The sequence below is a fragment of the Lysinibacillus sp. EB271-A1-10B genome (assembly GCF_058791335.1).
Genome location: NZ_JBYTDL010000016.1, coordinates 34,685 through 52,315, shown reverse-complemented (window position 1 = coordinate 52,315; position 17,631 = coordinate 34,685). Strand labels below are relative to the sequence as shown.

Here is a 17,631-nt window from a genome sequence, read left to right as displayed (position 1 = left end):
TAACAAATTTTACGATAAGGAACAGTTTTTCAGTCTCCATCCCTCACATTATTTATCAACTTAGGGCTACATGAACAAGTAAACTTGAGAAAGATTAATAACTTAGTATTAATGCTGAAAATAAGGAGGTGAAAACTATGTCTGACGATAAATTTGATAATGAACGTTCAAAGGAGCCAGCTAAAAATAATATTACCATCCATCTTACTATTAATATTGGCAATACAGATAACCATGTTAAACAAAAGGCTGAAGGTAGAGGACAAATAAATAATGATGTAGGTACTAACGCCAACCAAGGCGACCAAAACGCCAAAAACGGTAGTACTAGAAATGTAAACTCACAATTGGCTGATGGAGACGGCAGAAGTGAAATCGCTGGTGACGATAATGATGAAACTTGGGGATAACAAAGAATAAAAGTAAAGGACAGCTTAGTAATCAACAGCGATATCCATTCATCTTCGAAACATAGTGAAAGTAGTGAAGATGAATCCTCTCCATTGTTAGATGAATATAAAAACGAATAAAACTTATGGGCTCATCACCAAAGTTCTGGATAAAATATATTGAAAGTACGCTATGTTATAAATTGATCTTCGTTACGGCTGGGCGACTCCTCGGGGATCAGCGGTAGAGGAACGAAGGCTAAAACCACCACGTTCTGTGATAACGCCTCCAGGAAGCTGTGCGAAAGCGTAGCGACAGCAACAACAAATGTTTTAACTGTGCGAAAGCGAAGCGTCAGCAACAAAGCGCCCAGTAGGAACGGAAATCAACCCTACATTATGGAAATGAACCTTTATGTAAGACTTTCAAAAATTAAAACTTCTATCTGCTGGAATATTTTATACCAACAGATAGAAGTTTTTTGTTACACATTACGTTTATAGTTTTTTGTCCCATCATATGAATAAAGCATTGGCTTTCCATCCACATATGTTTCTAAATGAACAGGACGACCCCATAGCTGATAAACATAGGGCAAAACGTTCTCTAAATAGTGCGGATCGAGCTCCGTTCCCTCAAAGCCATGCGATAAATAGAGCTCTCCATTGCGAAGGTAATCGCCATTTTTAACGACGATATACGGGAATCCCCCGTTTACACGCATCGATACGAGCTGATCACGTACCATTTCATGATCCTTATCTGTAATACGGTATTCATTCCCCTTTTTCTGGAACAAATAAAGATCCTCTCGCTTAGCTAGATCCTTCGTTAAATAGTTGCGTATAAAGGATATGTCCGACTCTATCTCTCTTACCTCAAACATTTTCTCTCGACCTGAGTTAGGTTGAACGCCTAGCTTTCTCATCTCTTCTGTCGGATGATTATAACGGTTTTCAATATCCTCGAAAATTTTCACACCAAGGTAATAAGGATTAATCGTCGTTTTTGAAGGCTGCACAACACCTGCATTTAATTTCGCATACTCAATCGTTTCAGCTGTTGTTAGCTTGAGCTCACGCATAATACGTTGATGCCAAAAAGAAGCCCAACCCTCATTCATAATTTTTGTCTCTAATTGTGGCCAAAAATAAAGCATTTCCTCACGCATCATCGTTAATATATCTCGCTGCCAGTCCTCGAGCTCTCGACTGTGCTCCTCTAAAAATAGCAATAAATCTTTTTCTGGTTTTGGGGGGAAGTGCTTTATTTTTCGCCTGATCGATTTATACTCTTTTTCCTTTTCATCTAACTTCCATAGATCATCATACGGCGATTTTGATTGAGAAATCTCCTCTTCAAATTCATCCTCCGTATTCCAAGCCAATTTTGGTCGTAAAAGGGATGGGTCGATATGCTCCTGAATCGCTAAAATCGCATCTAAAAACTGCTCGACTTCATCCTTTCCATATTCTCTTTCATAACCAGCTATCCTTTCAGCTGTTGCCGTCATGCTCTCCACCATATCTCTTCTAGTATTGGAGAAGCGTACATTATTCTTAAAGAAATCGCAGTGCGCCAATACATGCGCAATAATTAATTTATTTTGTGTTAACGTATTTGTATCAAGTAAAAATGCATAACATGGGTTTGAGTTAATCACTAGCTCATAGATTTGACTTAGCCCTAAATCATATTGAAGCTTCATTTTATGAAATTGTTTACCGAAGCTCCAATGTGAAAATCGAGTAGGCATACCATATGCGCCAAATGTATAAATAATATCTGCCGGACAAATTTCATAACGCATCGGAAAGAAATCTAAGCCAAAGCTTGAGGCAATTTCTGTAATTTCATCAATCGCTCGTTCAAGCTCTTTCATCTCCACTTTTTAGTCCCCTCCTTTGAACATGGTTTATGATTCATTTTTTTTGAAAAAGCTCTTTAAGGCATCGTATACATCGCCTTTTTTTCTTAAAATATGATACCTAAACTTAGGATCATCTACTTTTTTATAGGTGTACATAAGTGTAGAGAAGCGGTTATGCTGATTGACTTCCCCATATCCAAACATGCTCGATACTTCCATCAACTCTCCCACTAGCTTCAAGCACTTTTCATTATCCATTGATATATTTTCACCATCTGAAAAATGTACTGGATAAATATTGTAGCGAGAAGGATTATACTTTTCCCGAATTAGCTCCAATGCCTTTATATAGGCAGATGAACAAATCGTCCCTCCACTTTCTCCCTTCGTGAAAAATTCTTCTTCTGTCACTACTTTTGCCTCTGTATGATGCGCAATAAACTCAATTTCCACGGTTTCATACTTGGAGCGCAAAAATTTTGTCATCCAAAAGAAGAAGCTCCTAGCACAATATTTTTCGAAAGAACCCATCGAGCCACTTGTATCCATCATGGCAAGAACTACTGCCTTTGATTCAGGTTTTTCCACTTCATCCCACGTTTTAAAACGTAGATCATCATTATGAATCGGCGTAATTTCTGGTTTTCCTTTCATCGCATTACGCTTTAGCGCATTAAGGATGGTGCGCTTTTTATCGACATTTCCCATTAAACCTTTTTTCCTAATATCGTTAAATTCGATTTTTTCCGTTTTAATATCCGCTTTTTCTTTTTGCTGCAGGTTTGGTAGTTCAAGCTCGTTAAATAATACATTTTGAACCTCTTCAATGCTTACTTCAGCTTCATAATAATCATGGCCTGGCTTGTCACCAGCTTCTTTTCCTTTACCATTAGCCTGATTGCCTTTGCTTGCATCACGCGCAACCACATCACCTACATTACTGTCTCCTTGCCCTTGCCCAACATGCTTGGAGTTATCATAGTTATATCGAATTTTATATTCATCAAGTGAACGTATAGGGATTTTTATAACCTCGCGACCATTGGACATGACAATACTTTCTTCACTAACTAAATCAGGTAAATTATTTTTAATAGCATCTTTTACTTTTTCCATATGCCGTTGCTGGTCCTGGTGCCCTTTACGATGGAGGGACCAATTTTCCTGAGAAATGGCAAAACGTTTATTTTCGTTTTCAGTCATTTTTATCCTCACCCATCTATCAAATTCGTTTTTTCTATACTATGCTAGTGATTCACTTTCTTGAACTTTTTTAGAAAAATCAATTACACTTCGTGGTTACTTCACTTATGGCAAAAACTAAGTGAATGAAGATCAATTTCGCCTTGGCGTAATTGTTGTTATTGTTGTTGCTGTCGCTTCGCTTTCGCACAGATAAATCCTTGTTGTTGCTGCCGCTCGCTTTCGCACAAATAAAACCTTGTTGTTGCTGCCACTTCACTTTCGCACAGATAAAACCTTGTTGTTGCTGTCGCTTTGCTTTCGCACAGATAAACTTGTTGTTGCTGTCGCTTCGCTTTCGCACAGATAAAACCTTGTTGCTGCCGCTTCGCTTTCGCACAGATAAAACCTTGTTGCTGTCCCACAGAAATTTGCCACAGGACATAGCGAGTTCCTCTATTTCAGTAGATGTTTGGACACCCACTGAATGAAGATAAAAGGAGTGCCCTTAAATGGACACTCCTATTCACTCCTATCAATAGTCTTATAATTTCCTCTGAATAGGTCAAAATTATTAACGATTTAACAGGCTACCTACGTACTGCAATAATTCATTAGCAGATGTTGGATTATAGCCATGTTCATCAACAAGTCTCGCTACAACTTCATTAATCTTCTTCAGCTGTAATTCATCTGGCATTTTTGAAGATGTTGTAATTTTCACGACATCCTTGAGATCCGCAAATAGTTTCTTCTGTATTGCCTCTCGTAATCTTTCATGAGAATTATAGTCAAAACGCTTACCTTTTCGAGCATAAGCAGAAATACGAATGAGTATCTCTTCACGGAATGCTTTTTTCGCATTTTCCGAAATGCCAATTTGCTCCTCGATAGAGCGCATTAATTTTTCATCTGGATTCATTTCCTCACCAGTCAATGGATCTAAAATTTTATTTTTATTACAAAACGCTTCTACATTATCAAGATAATTATTCATTAATGTTTTTGCAGACTCTTCATATGAATAAACGAAAGCTTTTTGCACTTCGTTCTTCGCAATATCATCATACTCTCTTCGAGCAACTGCAATATAGTTCATATATTTTTCTCGATCTTCCTGAGAAATTGAAGCATGTTGGTCAAGCCCATCTTTTAGTGCACGCAGAACATCTAACGCATTAATGGATGGTACCTCTTTTCGGATAATAGCAGAAGAAATACGATTAATAATATACCGTGGATCAATACCGTTCATGCCTTCGTTCGGAAACTCTTTTTTAAGTTCCTCTAAGTCAACGGAATTAAATCCCTCCACATTTTCTCCGTCGTACAGTCGCATTTTTTTAATAAGATCCACACCTTGTTTTTTCGGTACTTCCAGTCTTGTTAGAACCGAAAAGATTGCTGCGGCCTTTAATGCATGTGGCGCAATATGAACATGGGACATATCGCTCTCTTTAATCATTTTTTCGTAAATCAATTCTTCCTGACTAACTTTTAAGTTATACGGAATCGGCATCACAATAATACGAGAATGTAATGCTTCATTCTTTTTATTTGAAATAAATGAGCGATACTCCGTTTCGTTTGTATGTGCAACAATTAACTCATCTGCACTAATTAACGCAAATCGCCCTGCTTTAAAATTACCTTCCTGCGTTAAAGACAATAAATTCCACAAGAATTTTTCATCAAGTTTTAACATTTCTTGGAATTCCATCATACCTCTGTTTGCCTTATTTAGCTCACCATCAAAACGATAAGCACGAGGATCAGATTCTGAACCAAATTCGCCAATTGTGGAAAAATCGATACTACCTGTTAAATCAGCAATATCTTGCGATTTAGGATCTGATGGTGTAAATGTTCCTATGCCTACACGTTTGTCTTCCGAAAAAGTAATACGTTCAATCATCACATTTTCAATGCGTCCATCATACTCCTTTTCAAGACGCACCGTATTTAAAGGCGATAAACTTCCTTCAATTCGTATACCATACTCCTCGTAAAATTCATTACGCAAATGATGTGGAATTAAATGTAGTGGATCTTCATGCATTGGACATCCTTTAATTGCGAAAACCGCGCCTTCATCTGTTCGCGAAAATTGCTCAAGTCCGCGTTTCAACAAGGTCACTATTGTTGATTTACCACCACTTACTGGTCCCATTAATAACAAAATACGTTTTCTAACATCTAATCTTCGTGCTGCCGGATGGAAATATTCCTCCACCAGTCTTTCAATTGCTGTTTCAAGCCCAAAAATTTCTTGCCCGAAAAATTTGTACATTTTTTGCCCATCGCGTTCCTCTACACCACTACTCTTTATCATATTGTAGACGCGTGAATGGGCTGTTTGAGCGACTTCAGGTCTTTCCTTGATGATGTTTAAGTAATCTGCAAATGTACCTTCCCACTTTAGCCGGTTTTCTTCTTGGCGATAGCTTTTCACTTTATCTAAAATGTTAATAGCCTTCCCTCCATTCAGGGCTTGATTTATAACATAGTATGAAGGAAATGGCATTATGATACCCAATACTTTTTCTTTGTCAAAGTTTCTTCTTATTGCCTTTAATTTTTTCCTGCTGAATAAGGAATTTTATCGCAAAAACAAAAATAACGGATTTAAACATGAACCATTTCACCTGACGCTTTTTAGCCAATTTCCAGGGATTATTTTTTTGAAACTATGCCTGAATATAAGTTAATCTTCGTTACGACTGAGCGACTCCTTGGGGATTAGCAATATAGAGGAACGAAGGCTAAAAGCATCACATCCTGTGATAACGCCTTCGTGACCAACATCCTGTTGCCCCGACGCCCCAGGAAGCTCTGCTCTGTGCGAAAGCGAAGCGACAGCAACAACAAATGTTTTCTGTAGCGAAAGCGAAGCGGCAGCTACAAAGCGCCTAGTCGGAACGGAAATCAACCCTACGCTATGAGCCAGGTTTTTTTCACGAAAATTGCTCATTTTTACCGCTTCGTTTTCCCACAAAAAGTACTGAATGAAGATAAAAAATTCGGTTATTCTAACGTTAGAAAGGAGGTCCTTTATTGAATCGCCATTTTATATTCCTTTTATCATGGATGTTATTATGGAGTTTTACTCTCCCCACTGTTGCGTTCGCAAAAGAAGAACCTACACAAGAAGAAATTGTGCAGCAACGTATGGCCTACTACGTACAATTTGACGAATTACTCATCCCTTGGCATTTCTTAGCAGCCATTGACCAATACGAACGCAATTTGCAATCCGTTCGTAAAGATATTCCGGAACGGGATGGTATTATTTCCATTCAATTTTCTGATGAATATTGGTCAGGCGCTTTAAATCCTGTAAGAGATGATACTCGCCCAGATACTATTAGTTACTTTGGCGGAATGGGGTTAGATGGCAACGGTGATGGAGTTGCCAGTCCAAAGGATGATACCGATACAATATTCTCCATGGCTACTTTTTTAAGCAAATTTGGAACAACTGATGAAGACTTTAAATTAGCTTTATGGGAGTATTACGGAAGTGAACAGGCTGTAAATCAAATCTTCACCATTTCCAAAATGTATAGTCATTTCAAAACAACTGAGCTTGACGATCACACATTCCCAGTCCCTACTAATTATGATTACAGCTATCGAAGTACATGGGGTGCCAATAGGGGCTGGGGTGGACGACGTATTCATGAAGGTACAGATATTTTCGCTAGCTATGGTACTCCAGTGCTCTCTACCTCTTATGGGGTAGTAGAGATAAAGGGCTGGAACCAATTTGGTGGTTGGCGCATAGGCATTCGAGATAATCACAACTCCTATCATTATTATGCCCATCTCGGTAGTTATAATAAGAAAATTAAAGTAGGAGACCTTGTCGAACCTGGAACTGTCCTCGGTACTGTTGGTAGCTCTGGCTACGGTAAAGAAGGAACTTCCGGAAAATTCCCGCCTCATCTTCACTACGGCATTTACAAATTCAATGGACGTACAGAATGGGCATTTGATCCATATCCATCTTTACTACAATGGGAACGACAAGCAAAAAAAGCAAAGCAAAACAGTAATTAAATGTTGCACACAAAAAAGAAGGATAGATAAAATTATCCATCCTTCTTTTTTGCTACATATATCCGGTAATTTCTAAAGCTTCTATGATTTTTTAGCCGAGCTCAGTCGCTAATCTACCACAAGCTTTCTACCTCTGATCTGTCCGTTTCTCCCCTTCAATTTTTAGAACTAGCTTGTTGCTATTTCCCTGAGGGAATTTTCCCAGCTCCGTATCTTTGCCCTGAGCGTCTACAATTCCATAAGTGAATAAGCCACGCATATACTCGTCCAAGAAATAAACATAGCTTTTAAAGGTTGGTTTCGCTCCCCACTCTCGTTTAGCCACATCATCCTTCTGCCATTTAATGACTGCCAGACCTTCATTATTCACTTCATAATAAGCATCGCCAGAGCCGGCGAGATCCAGCGGGAAACGCAATGCTTCTCCTTCTGGAAACGTGTAATAGAAGTAATTATACCCTTCACCAGCATGAAGAGGTGGCACTTCCTCTGTAAGTTTTTCTAGTCCGAGCGCAATATGACGCGCCTTCATGAGATCCCCGTGCATCAGTGTCTCGTATTCTTCCTGACCCGCAGGTGTACGGACAATAACCCGTTTATCTTTGTTATTGTAATAGACATAACCGCCAAGTGTCTCGCTAATGAAACGAATTGGCACATAAGTGCTACCGTTTTTATTTACTACTGCAGCATCTAATTTTATTGTTTCCCATTAACCGTTGCTGTCTTTTTTCCCGCCACAAGCTGTACTTTCTTACTCTTATCTTTATTTTGAATCGTGACGACACCGGTCTTAGGATTATAAGCGAGCACAGGCCATGACGGGTCGCTCAGAGACCTTAGTTTAACCATTGTTCGTCCTTCAACCGTAATAAAGTCATACTCAGCTTTACCGTTGACAAAAAGAGAATTAGAGGAAGCCGCATGTGCTGACGTATTGCCAATAAAGCTCACAAGTATCACGAAGCCTATTATTTTGAAGCATTTGTTCATACCATATCCCTCCTATAATCGCATCGTTTTTCTGAACAATTATAATTCAAACTAAAATATGGATAATAATAGCAACAACTTTATAAAAGCTCATCAGTTAGGTATAAATACATAAAGGCATTAAAAAAACATCAGAATTTCTATTTAGACGTATATATTTAACTATCTATCATTCATAACTAGAAATTGTTATTGTACTAAAAAACCATTTTTAATTTTTTCCATTAAAAGGGCTTATGTATATATCTAATTAGTTATAAAATATATTTGTACTATAACAATTATGATTTCGATTTTTTTACAGTTCTACATTGAAAATGAACAATAAAAGGATGGGAAAAGATGAAGGGAATATATCAGTTTAAAACACTTAAAGCCCGAATTTTAAGTGCATTTCTTTTTTTGATTGTATTAGTTGTTGGTTTTACAGCCTATACGTACATTTCTAATAATAAGATGGAAAAACAAGCAGAAGGTTTAGTGAAAGAAGATTTACAAGTCTTAACAGCAAGTAAAGATTTAGCAATGTCTATGAGTGTTCGTCTCTCTGCAGCTTTAAGTTATGTTGTATCAGGTGATGAAAAATACATAGAAACTTTTAATGAATATCGTAAAATTGCTGAGGAAAGTAATAGTATTGTAGAAAAATACGAAAATACACCTGAACGTGTGGCACTAGTAGAAATGGCACGTACATGGAGCAATCGCGTAAATACCGAAGTATTCGATGTTTATAAAAAAGGGGATAAAGAATTAGCATTAAAAAATTTAACAGCTATCAATAATCTCGTAACCGATGTTCGTCTTGGTTATGAAGAATTGGCCGATAAACGCTCAGTCGCCATTACTAAGGTAGGGGATGACGTAGTATCAACAGGTTTAAGCAATAAAACAGTTGGGCTAATTGTTAGCATTGTATTGACAGTCGCAGGTATCCTAATCGCTATTGTTACTGCTAGCAATATTTCTAAACCTATTACAATTGTCTCAAAGCGCATGAGCGAATTAGCGGATGGTAATCTGCAACATGAACTACTTCCAGTAACTCATCGAGATGAGATTGGTCAATTAATGCTTTCCGCAAATAATATGAATGAAAAGTTAAAGCAAACAATTAGCTCCATTCATACTGTTTCCGAAACAGTAGCAGCTAGTAGCGAAGAACTGGCCCAATCGGCTAATGAAGTACAATCAGGTACAGAGCAAATTACCGTAACTATGCAGGAGCTAGCCTCTGGCACTGAAACACAAGCATCTACTGCAGGTGATTTAGCCGAAACAATGACTTCTTTCCAACGTAGTATTCATGAAACAACACAGGAAGGCATTGAATTAAAAGCGCATTCCAATCTTGTACAAGAACTAACAACTACAGGTAAAGGCTTAATGGTACAATCAACACAACAAATGACAACCATTAATGAAATTGTTTTAGATTCAGTGAAAAAAGTTGAAGGCTTAAATGTGCAGTCTGCGGAAATTTCCAAGCTTGTTTCTGTCATTGATGATATTTCAAATCAAACAAATTTACTAGCCTTAAACGCTGCCATTGAAGCAGCTCGCGCAGGTGAGCACGGAAAAGGTTTTGCAGTTGTAGCCGATGAAGTTCGGAAGCTTGCAGAAGAAGTACAGTATTCTGTCACGGATATTTCAACAATCGTCAACCGAATACAAGGTGAAACTGGCAATGTAACAACCGCTCTACAATCCGGCTACGAGGAAGTAAAAAGAGGAACCGTACAACTAAATCAAACAAATGAAACATTTGAACAAATTTCGGAAGCTGTTGAGGAAATGATTCTTAACATAAATACCATTTCAAGCAATTTAAATAAAGTTGCTCAAAATTCCGAATCCATCAATGTCTCCATCGATGAAATGGCTTCTATTTCACAAGAGTCTGCAGCTGGTGTAGAACAAACAACAGCAACTGTAGAGGAAACAGCTGCTACTATGGAGGAAATTTCAAGGGGTGCAAATCATCTCGCTAGTATGGCCGAAGAACTAAATAGCCAATTACAGCAATTTAAAATTTAAGGTTCAAGGTGGTACCTGATCACTTCAGGGCGATTCTACTTAAAACAGCTATCTCGACATTACGGTCGAGATAGCTGTTTTTACCTTAATACTAATGCCTAACTGGTACCCTTTCCAGCTCATAACGATTGATTATCACGCTGATCTTCTGAAACCATTCCTCACATTGTTCCAGCACTTCTTGATACTCATCCTCTTCTCTTGATAGAGGCTCACTGTTATCCATAAAAACATATTCTAAAATGGGGTAAGATAAATTATCAGTTACAATTTTCAACGTCAACGAAGACATAGTGTCAGACTCAGAGTCCTCGTCATCTAATTCCTCTTCTTCTATATCCGTATCTTCGCCAAGTAATAAACCACTTATGAAGTTATTGCTCGTCCTAGCAATGTACATGTCGTCCTCTACTATAGCTACTTCATATATTTTTTCGAATGGAATTTCTTTTTTTATCAAATCTTCTTCTAAATCTTCTCTACTTGCTAGGATAAGTGTATTTGTAGGTTCATTTAATAATAAAGCACTTAAACAATCATTTGAGATGATGCACTGTGTATGAGGGATAGCCATAAGCTCCTCCTCACTCGCCTCTTTCATTTCATTTAATGTATTAATATAGATAAATCGTTCTTTCACATACCGAAAAATTCCTGCTATTACTAGCCCTAAGCCAATTACAAAATATACCTTACTAAATATAGCCGTTTCGACTGAGTTTGCTAGTAATATATAGATCATCCCAAGAAATAAAATAAAAAAGGTTTTCATCCATCTCCCACCCTCAAAAAGATAATCGATAGGATTATTTCATCCATATTAATTGAAATTTTATTCTAACGATTATCTTTTCATTCTTAATTTCTATAGGAATTATTTGTGCTGCTAGCATCCACATCAAACTTTGAAACGGATTTTTCAAGTTCCTCCGCCATTTTGTTCAGTTTTAAAACAGAATGGAGGATATCTTGATTGTAGCTTTCTTGTTCCATCGTTAGCTCTACAACACTTTCTGTTGCCTTTGCAGCCTTATTCGCAAGCATCGTTGTTTCCACAACTCCTGCTGTAATCTCCTCAGAAAATGCAGACATCTCTTCTGAGGTTACCGAAACTTGTTTTGTATGAGATACTACGCCCTGAATAGATTGGAGAATACTTTCGAATGATTTTCCGGCTTCTTCTACAGCACGTAAACCGTCTTCTACATTTTCAGTGACAACATTCATAGTTTGCACGGTTAAGCTTGTATCCGTATTTATTTTAGAAATCAAGTTTGATATGCTATTCGCCGATTTTTCTGATTGCTCCGCTAGCTTCCTTACTTCTTCAGCTACTACGGCAAAGCCCTTTCCAGATTCACCAGCTCTAGCTGCTTCGATCGCAGCATTTAATGCAAGTAGATTCGTTTGTGAAGCAATATCACGAATCATATTTATAATAAGTGATACTTCATTTGATTGACTCTCTAGTTTTTTTATGGCATTTGCGGATAATTGAACGGATTCATTAATAATATTCATTTGATGAACTACTTTTTCAATATTTCCATTTCCAAGCTCTACATTTTGTAAGCTAATAGATGATAATTGAGATACATTTGAAGAAGCCTCGGCAATTTGTTGAATCCCCTGCGACATTTGCTCTAATGTAGCTGAGCTTTCCTCTGAGTTTTTATACTGTGCATGTGCGCCAGCCGATACTTCCTGGATGGAGGCTGAAATATGACTAATTGCTTCATGTGCCTTTTCACTACTTTTTGCTACTCCGTTCGTCGTATCGATTAACTGCTTAGAGCCAGAATTGATTCCAATAATAATATTTTGCAGGTCCAACACCATTTGTTGGAATGCATTTGTTAAAACACCAATTTCATCTTTTCGATCTGTTTCTATTTTTACTGTTAAATCACCATTACCAACTTGCTTTACTTGTGATGTTAATTTTCTTATTGGCTTCGTTAAATAATCTGTAAAGAAATAAACAATGCCGATTCCTACTATTAATACTATTAGCGTAATCAATATAATTTTCATTTGACTCGCATTCATGGCCGTATAGACTTCTGTGGCATCTATATCTGCCCCTACTAAGCCTATAACTTCACCAGCATCATTTTTTATCGGTGCATATATGGCAAGTACAGCGCCGTATTGTGAATCATTTGATAACTGAAATTGTATTTGCCCTGTTTCAAATACTTGCTTCATTTTAGGATAAGATTCTGGTGATTCCTCCTCAACCCCAATCGTTGAATCCTCACTCGGTACACTATCTACCATATAATAGTAGTCATATCCCTCACCATTTTTTATCCGAGTCATCGAATATAAACTAGATACTTTATGAAGCTCTTTAACAGAGCTTAATTCTTTTTGTAATTCATAATAAAAGTCATCTTTTTTTGCATCAATTTCTAATTTTTGATAGCCTTTAACATCTATCTTTGAGATTGCTTGATCCATCATATTTTTATTTTGCTCACCAACTGTCTCTTTCACCAGCTCCAATGACGAACGATAAATAAAAAAGCTAATCAGTAAACACGAAACAACAAGTAAAATAGAAAATACCATTAACATTTTAATTTTTAAGCTACTTCTCATCGTTGAACTCCTTTAAACTTTTTTTCTATGTGAATGCTTACTGTAAAATTTTAAATTTTAGTAGCAATAAATTTTACAATATTTTCCCTACTCCAATGTTGGTATTTTCGAAACATTCGAATTTACTTGCTAAAACTAGCTAGAATTGGTCATTTTTGAGTATTATTTTCTGCATAAAAAAAACACAAGAGCATGAAATTTCCATACTTTCGTGTCAGCTTGTCGACATAAAAATAACTATAAAATAATGTAAATCAATAAGCAAAGATTGATTTCTACTCCGAGTTAACGCTTTCCACGCAAGATAATCCTGCAGAAGTCTACGCATTGCTTTCGCTACAAAAGACATTTCCTTAAAAAAGTTAAAACAGCTACAACACAATATTGTAGCTGTTACTATAATTTAAAATAATCAATTACCCCTAAATGATTATTCATATTAAAAATACTTATCCGTTTAGTGTCATAACTAAAACTGCCGGTATAAATGACACAGCAAACATACTCGCATACCACATCGATGTACGGCGTAATGAAAAACGAACTTGTTTCTTTTCTGCATAAAAAATGTCTATCATAATTGCAGCAACAACAAGTGGGATAGTAACACATGCGATAGCAACTAATAAAATTTTTAAACTGAACATAAAAGCACCCCTCTGTTCGTGAACATTTATTTTCCATCTTTGTGACAACTTTATGTCAATTTCAGTGTACACAATTCCGTCACAAAATGTCAACTACATTCGACTAAGAAAAATGTGCTTTTTGCAGAAAATTTTCGACTTATCATAGATATTTACGTAAAATCCTTCATAAATAAAGCAGCTGCAAAATTGCAGCTGCTTTATTTATGAGTAATTCATTGGCTATTCACTTAAATTTCCACTTGACTAAAATCAATAGAACGTTCCAGACTTCACGCTTCTTTTTAATCAATAATATATTTTAGTTCGAGCCATTTTAGTCTCTATATTTATATGTTAACCCTCTTAAAAAATTCCTTACAAAGCGATCGCCACATTCTTTATAGTTACGATGGCTTGGATTTCTTAAAATGGCACCTAATTCGCCTTTCGAGACGTTAACGCCACCATCATATAAAATATCGAGCATCTCCTCACTCGTTAAGGCTAACGCTATCTTCACTTTCTTTAATAGCATATTATTAGGACTTTCTTTTCCTGAAACAGGGGGTGGTCCTTCTGGCTGACCAGGTTTAGGCTTTTGCGGACCTCGTTTAAATGTAATAAATCCATTTAAAAAAGCCTCTACCATTTTATTATTACATTTGATGTATTCTTCTGGTGCTTCTTCCTCATCATTTACTTTAATAAGCATGTTCAATACTTCTTCCTTCGTAAAGTCCATACCGCCTAGCTTAAAAATTTCAACCATATCTTTATTTTTGATATCTAATGCATATCTTAAACGAATTAAAATATCATTGTTCGTCATTTAAAAAACCTCCATTTTAACTGTAAAGCGCTCCTAACAATCGTATCTTCAAGATTGTAGCATTACTTTATTATAGCAGAGACATTCACAATTTTAGCTAGCTTTCCAAAAGTTACTTTACTATAGTATTTAGAATGCGCATTTTACTTTTTTAAATGTATGATTAGCCAACTCTCGACCATTCTAATCACAAGGAGGTGAGAAAAATGGCTAATCGTAGTTCAAATAAACTTCTAGTTCCTGGTGTACATGAAGCTGTTACTCAATTGAAGTATGAAATCGCACAAGAATTTAATGTACAATTAGGGCCAGAAGCCTCTTCTCGTGCAAACGGTTCAGTCGGAGGAGAAATTACAAAACGCCTCGTAGAAATGGCTGAAAAACGTTCAAAAGGTTTATTATAATAATAAATATCCAAAAGAACGAATCCCTTTTATTTAATTGGAATTCGTTCTTTCATGTTTTTGCTATTACATCATTCTACCCGTCCATCTCAATCAACATTGTTTGATTCGAAGTTATCAAGCAATGTACGCACTTCATCTGTTGATTTCGTGTTCATCAATTGATTTCTTAATTCACCAGCTCCACGGAATCCTTTGACATAAATTTTGAAAAAGCGATGAAGCCCAGAGATTGAACGTGGTAGTACTTCCGCATATTGATCTTGAAGATCCAGCTGAAGTCTTAAAAGATCAAGGTACTCTTTACTGCTATGCTCTTTTGGCTCTTTTTCAAAAGCAAAAGGATTTTTAAAAATACCTCGCCCGATCATAACACCATCAATACCATATTGTTCAGCAAGCTTCAGCCCAGTTTGACGGTCAGGAATGTCTCCATTGATTGTTAGTAGTGTATTTGGTGCGATACGGTCACGTAATTTTTTGATTTCCGGAATTAGCTCCCAATGTGCATCTACTTGGCTCATTTCCTTTCTTGTACGTAAATGAATAGAAAGGTTCGCAATATCCTGTTGTAAAATATGCGTCAGCCACTCCTCCCACTCATTTACCTCTTTAAAGCCAAGTCGTGTCTTCACGCTGACAGGTAGCCCTCCTGCTTTTGCTGCTTGAATAAGCTCGGCCGCAACGTCTGGACGCAGAATAAGGCCACTGCCTTTCCCTCTCGATGCCACATTCGGGACAGGACAGCCCATATTAATATCGATGCCTTTAAAACCTAGCTCCGCCACGCCAATACTCATTTGACGGAAATATTCGGGATTATCCCCCCAAATATGCGCCACCATTGGCTGTTCATCTTCTGTAAAAATCAAACGGCCACGCACACTTTTCATGCCCTCTGGATGACAATAGCTATCTGAGTTTGTAAACTCTGTGAAAAATACGTCCGGTTTACCGGCTTCACTTACTACATGACGAAAAACAACATCCGTCACATCTTCCATTGGTGCAAGTACAAAAAATGGTCGTGGTAAATCACGCCAAAAATTATCTATCATTTCAAACTCAATTCCTCTCAATATGGATACAACTTTAAGCTCTCGATCAAAAAAATATGAAGCAAATGTTCCACTTCTTTTTACACTTATATCATGCTCAATAACTGATTATCAAACACAAAAATCGGCAATGTTTATTTTAACGAAAAAAGCAGATGGTATAGATTTTTTCTATATCAACTGCTTTTCTATTATACTAACTCCAACCAAGCGACCGCTTCACAATGCGTCGAATGCGGGAACATATCCACAGGTTGAATCTCCTGTGTTTGATAACCCCCATCCTCCAAAATTCGAAGGTCACGTGCTAGTGTAGCTGGATTACAGGACACATAAACAACACGCTTAGGACGTTGCACTAAAATCGTCTGAAGAAGCGCCTCATCACAGCCTTTGCGTGGTGGGTCAACTACTAAAACATCCGCTTCTTTGCCTTCCTTATACCAACGTGGAATGACTTCTTCTGCTGGCCCGGCCTCGAAATACGTATTTGTAAACCCATTTAGTGCTGCATTGCGTTTTGCATCTTCAATCGCTTGCGGGACAATTTCAACACCCATAACAGCCTTTGCTTGTTGTGCAAGGAATAGTGAAATTGTGCCGATACCACAGTAAGCATCGATTACTCGTTCATCACCTTGTAAGTTAGCGTAGTCTAATGCTTGTTTGTATAGAACTTCCGTTTGCTCAGGGTTTACTTGATAAAATGAACGGGCTGATATTTCAAAGCGAACATCGCCAATTGTATCAATAATAACGTCCTTGCCCCACAGGTTTACGGTTTCATCACCGAAAATAACGTTCGTTTTGTCGCTATTAACGTTTTGCATAATAGATGTGACATTCGGGACAAGCTTCTGGATTGTCGCAACAGCAGCATCTTTTTGCGGGAATTTTTTCTTTTTAGTTACGAGAACAACCATCACTTCACCAGTTGCTCGTGCCTTACGAACAACTACGTGGCGCAGCATTCCCTCATGCGATAATTCGTTGTATGGTCGAACACCGATTGCCGCTAGTTCCTTTTTCAAACCTACAAGAATAGCGTCCGCTTCTCCTGTCTGAATTAAGCATCGCTCCATATCCACAATGCTATGAGACTTCGTTTTGTAGAAACCAGCAATTGCTTGTCCTGCTTCATTTGAGGAGAAAGGTATTTGCGCTTTATTACGATAATGCCAAGGTTCTTCCATGCCCTTCACTGGTAGAACAGGCGCATCAATTTTACCAATGCGCTGCATGACATTACGCACCATGTTTTCTTTCCATTTTAACTGTCCTTCATAAGACAGGTGCTGTAATTGGCAGCCGCCACATTGTTTAAAATATTCACAAGGCGCATCAACACGATCTGATGATGGTTCGAGTATTTCTACGACCTTTGCGAAGCCGTAGTTTTTTAACGTTTTTACAACATGTACTTCCGCCGTTTCACTAGGAAGTGCACCTTGGATAAATAACGGATAGCCATCAACCTTTGCGACGCCATTTCCATCATGTGTTAAATCTTCTATATAAACTGTTAGTCGGTCATTCTTTTTCACGGGTGCTGACATTCGTACATCCTCCATTTCAA

14 protein-coding genes and 1 pseudogene are annotated in these 17,631 nt (G+C 37.5%); 4 read left to right on the top strand and 11 right to left on the bottom strand.

What is annotated here, in order from left to right; genetic code table 11:
* The first annotated feature begins 137 nt into the window (after positions 1-137).
* On the top strand, positions 138-410 hold the full coding sequence (locus tag AC3WSK_RS18365; RefSeq protein WP_240518325.1) for a hypothetical protein: 273 nt from the start codon (positions 138-140) through the stop codon (positions 408-410).
* A 464-nt stretch (positions 411-874) separates the two neighbouring features.
* Here AC3WSK_RS18365 and AC3WSK_RS18360 read toward each other — a convergent pair whose 3' ends face one another.
* From AC3WSK_RS18360 to AC3WSK_RS18345, 4 genes are all read right to left on the bottom strand, one after another.
* Positions 875-2,272 carry a SpoVR family protein gene (locus AC3WSK_RS18360; protein WP_079562731.1) on the bottom strand — a complete coding sequence of 466 codons (1,398 nt, stop codon included), beginning with the start codon at positions 2,270-2,272 and terminating at the stop codon, positions 875-877.
* Between the two features lie 33 nt (positions 2,273-2,305).
* Positions 2,306-3,463, bottom strand: coding sequence for a sporulation protein YhbH (gene yhbH / locus AC3WSK_RS18355; RefSeq protein ID WP_079562682.1), 1,158 nt, complete (start codon positions 3,461-3,463; stop codon positions 2,306-2,308).
* A gap of 158 nt (positions 3,464-3,621) precedes the next feature.
* Complete coding sequence (locus AC3WSK_RS18350; protein ID WP_492414294.1) at positions 3,622-3,867, bottom strand: hypothetical protein; 246 nt, start codon at positions 3,865-3,867, stop codon at positions 3,622-3,624.
* A gap of 149 nt (positions 3,868-4,016) precedes the next feature.
* Positions 4,017-5,912 (bottom strand): PrkA family serine protein kinase, encoded by a 1,896-nt coding sequence (locus AC3WSK_RS18345; protein ID WP_492414304.1) that lies wholly within the window; start codon positions 5,910-5,912, stop codon positions 4,017-4,019.
* 584 nt (positions 5,913-6,496) lie between these two features.
* Here AC3WSK_RS18345 and AC3WSK_RS18340 point away from each other — a divergent pair.
* Positions 6,497-7,501, top strand: coding sequence for a M23 family metallopeptidase (locus AC3WSK_RS18340; RefSeq protein WP_079562680.1), 1,005 nt, complete (start codon positions 6,497-6,499; stop codon positions 7,499-7,501).
* Between the two features lie 127 nt (positions 7,502-7,628).
* On the opposite strand, the pseudogene AC3WSK_RS18335 reads toward AC3WSK_RS18340, so the two are convergent.
* Positions 7,629-8,353, bottom strand: a pseudogene (locus AC3WSK_RS18335) (copper amine oxidase N-terminal domain-containing protein).
* Between the two features lie 483 nt (positions 8,354-8,836).
* Here AC3WSK_RS18335 and AC3WSK_RS18330 point away from each other — a divergent pair.
* Complete coding sequence (locus AC3WSK_RS18330) at positions 8,837-10,531, top strand: methyl-accepting chemotaxis protein (protein ID WP_427484232.1); 1,695 nt, start codon at positions 8,837-8,839, stop codon at positions 10,529-10,531.
* A 91-nt stretch (positions 10,532-10,622) separates the two neighbouring features.
* Here AC3WSK_RS18330 and AC3WSK_RS18325 read toward each other — a convergent pair whose 3' ends face one another.
* The 4 genes from AC3WSK_RS18325 to AC3WSK_RS18310 all read right to left on the bottom strand — a co-directional run bounded on the left by AC3WSK_RS18325 (position 10,623) and on the right by AC3WSK_RS18310 (position 14,593).
* Complete coding sequence (locus AC3WSK_RS18325) at positions 10,623-11,303, bottom strand: hypothetical protein (protein WP_079562677.1); 681 nt, start codon at positions 11,301-11,303, stop codon at positions 10,623-10,625.
* A gap of 86 nt (positions 11,304-11,389) precedes the next feature.
* Positions 11,390-13,135 (bottom strand): methyl-accepting chemotaxis protein, encoded by a 1,746-nt coding sequence (locus AC3WSK_RS18320; protein WP_427484231.1) that lies wholly within the window; start codon positions 13,133-13,135, stop codon positions 11,390-11,392.
* Positions 13,136-13,584: 449 nt separating this feature from the next.
* Positions 13,585-13,782 carry a hypothetical protein gene (locus AC3WSK_RS18315; protein ID WP_079562675.1) on the bottom strand — a complete coding sequence of 66 codons (198 nt, stop codon included), beginning with the start codon at positions 13,780-13,782 and terminating at the stop codon, positions 13,585-13,587.
* 316 nt (positions 13,783-14,098) lie between these two features.
* Positions 14,099-14,593 carry a YehS family protein gene (locus AC3WSK_RS18310; protein ID WP_492414295.1) on the bottom strand — a complete coding sequence of 165 codons (495 nt, stop codon included), beginning with the start codon at positions 14,591-14,593 and terminating at the stop codon, positions 14,099-14,101.
* 206 nt (positions 14,594-14,799) lie between these two features.
* Between AC3WSK_RS18310 and AC3WSK_RS18305 the strand changes: the two genes are divergently transcribed.
* The gene (locus tag AC3WSK_RS18305; RefSeq protein ID WP_079562673.1) at positions 14,800-14,997 is read left to right on the top strand and encodes an alpha/beta-type small acid-soluble spore protein; all 198 of its coding nucleotides are present in this window, start codon (positions 14,800-14,802) and stop codon (positions 14,995-14,997) included.
* Positions 14,998-15,086: 89 nt separating this feature from the next.
* On the opposite strand, the gene AC3WSK_RS18300 is transcribed toward AC3WSK_RS18305, so the two are convergent.
* A complete protein-coding gene (locus AC3WSK_RS18300) occupies positions 15,087-16,055 on the bottom strand; it encodes a tRNA dihydrouridine synthase (RefSeq protein ID WP_079562672.1) in 969 nt (322 codons plus the stop codon).
* 191 nt (positions 16,056-16,246) lie between these two features.
* A complete protein-coding gene (rlmD, locus tag AC3WSK_RS18295) occupies positions 16,247-17,611 on the bottom strand; it encodes a 23S rRNA (uracil(1939)-C(5))-methyltransferase RlmD (protein WP_492414296.1) in 1,365 nt (454 codons plus the stop codon).
* Positions 17,612-17,631 lie beyond the last annotated feature (20 nt).

What these genes read in the sequence shown, in the direction of transcription:
- AC3WSK_RS18360 (WP_079562731.1), bottom strand. Translation starts at nt 2,272, where the DNA reads ATGAAAGAGCTTGAACGAGCGATTGATGAAATTACAGAAATTGCCTCA.
- rlmD (WP_492414296.1), bottom strand. Translation starts at nt 17,611, where the DNA reads ATGTCAGCACCCGTGAAAAAGAATGACCGACTAACAGTTTATATAGAA.
- AC3WSK_RS18365 (WP_240518325.1), top strand. Translation starts at nt 138, where the DNA reads ATGTCTGACGATAAATTTGATAATGAACGTTCAAAGGAGCCAGCTAAA.
- AC3WSK_RS18310 (WP_492414295.1), bottom strand. Translation starts at nt 14,593, where the DNA reads ATGACGAACAATGATATTTTAATTCGTTTAAGATATGCATTAGATATC.
- AC3WSK_RS18315 (WP_079562675.1), bottom strand. Translation starts at nt 13,782, where the DNA reads ATGTTCAGTTTAAAAATTTTATTAGTTGCTATCGCATGTGTTACTATC.
- AC3WSK_RS18305 (WP_079562673.1), top strand. Translation starts at nt 14,800, where the DNA reads ATGGCTAATCGTAGTTCAAATAAACTTCTAGTTCCTGGTGTACATGAA.
- yhbH (WP_079562682.1), bottom strand. Translation starts at nt 3,463, where the DNA reads ATGACTGAAAACGAAAATAAACGTTTTGCCATTTCTCAGGAAAATTGG.
- AC3WSK_RS18330 (WP_427484232.1), top strand. Translation starts at nt 8,837, where the DNA reads ATGAAGGGAATATATCAGTTTAAAACACTTAAAGCCCGAATTTTAAGT.
- AC3WSK_RS18300 (WP_079562672.1), bottom strand. Translation starts at nt 16,055, where the DNA reads ATGATAGATAATTTTTGGCGTGATTTACCACGACCATTTTTTGTACTT.
- AC3WSK_RS18320 (WP_427484231.1), bottom strand. Translation starts at nt 13,135, where the DNA reads ATGAGAAGTAGCTTAAAAATTAAAATGTTAATGGTATTTTCTATTTTA.
- AC3WSK_RS18325 (WP_079562677.1), bottom strand. Translation starts at nt 11,303, where the DNA reads ATGAAAACCTTTTTTATTTTATTTCTTGGGATGATCTATATATTACTA.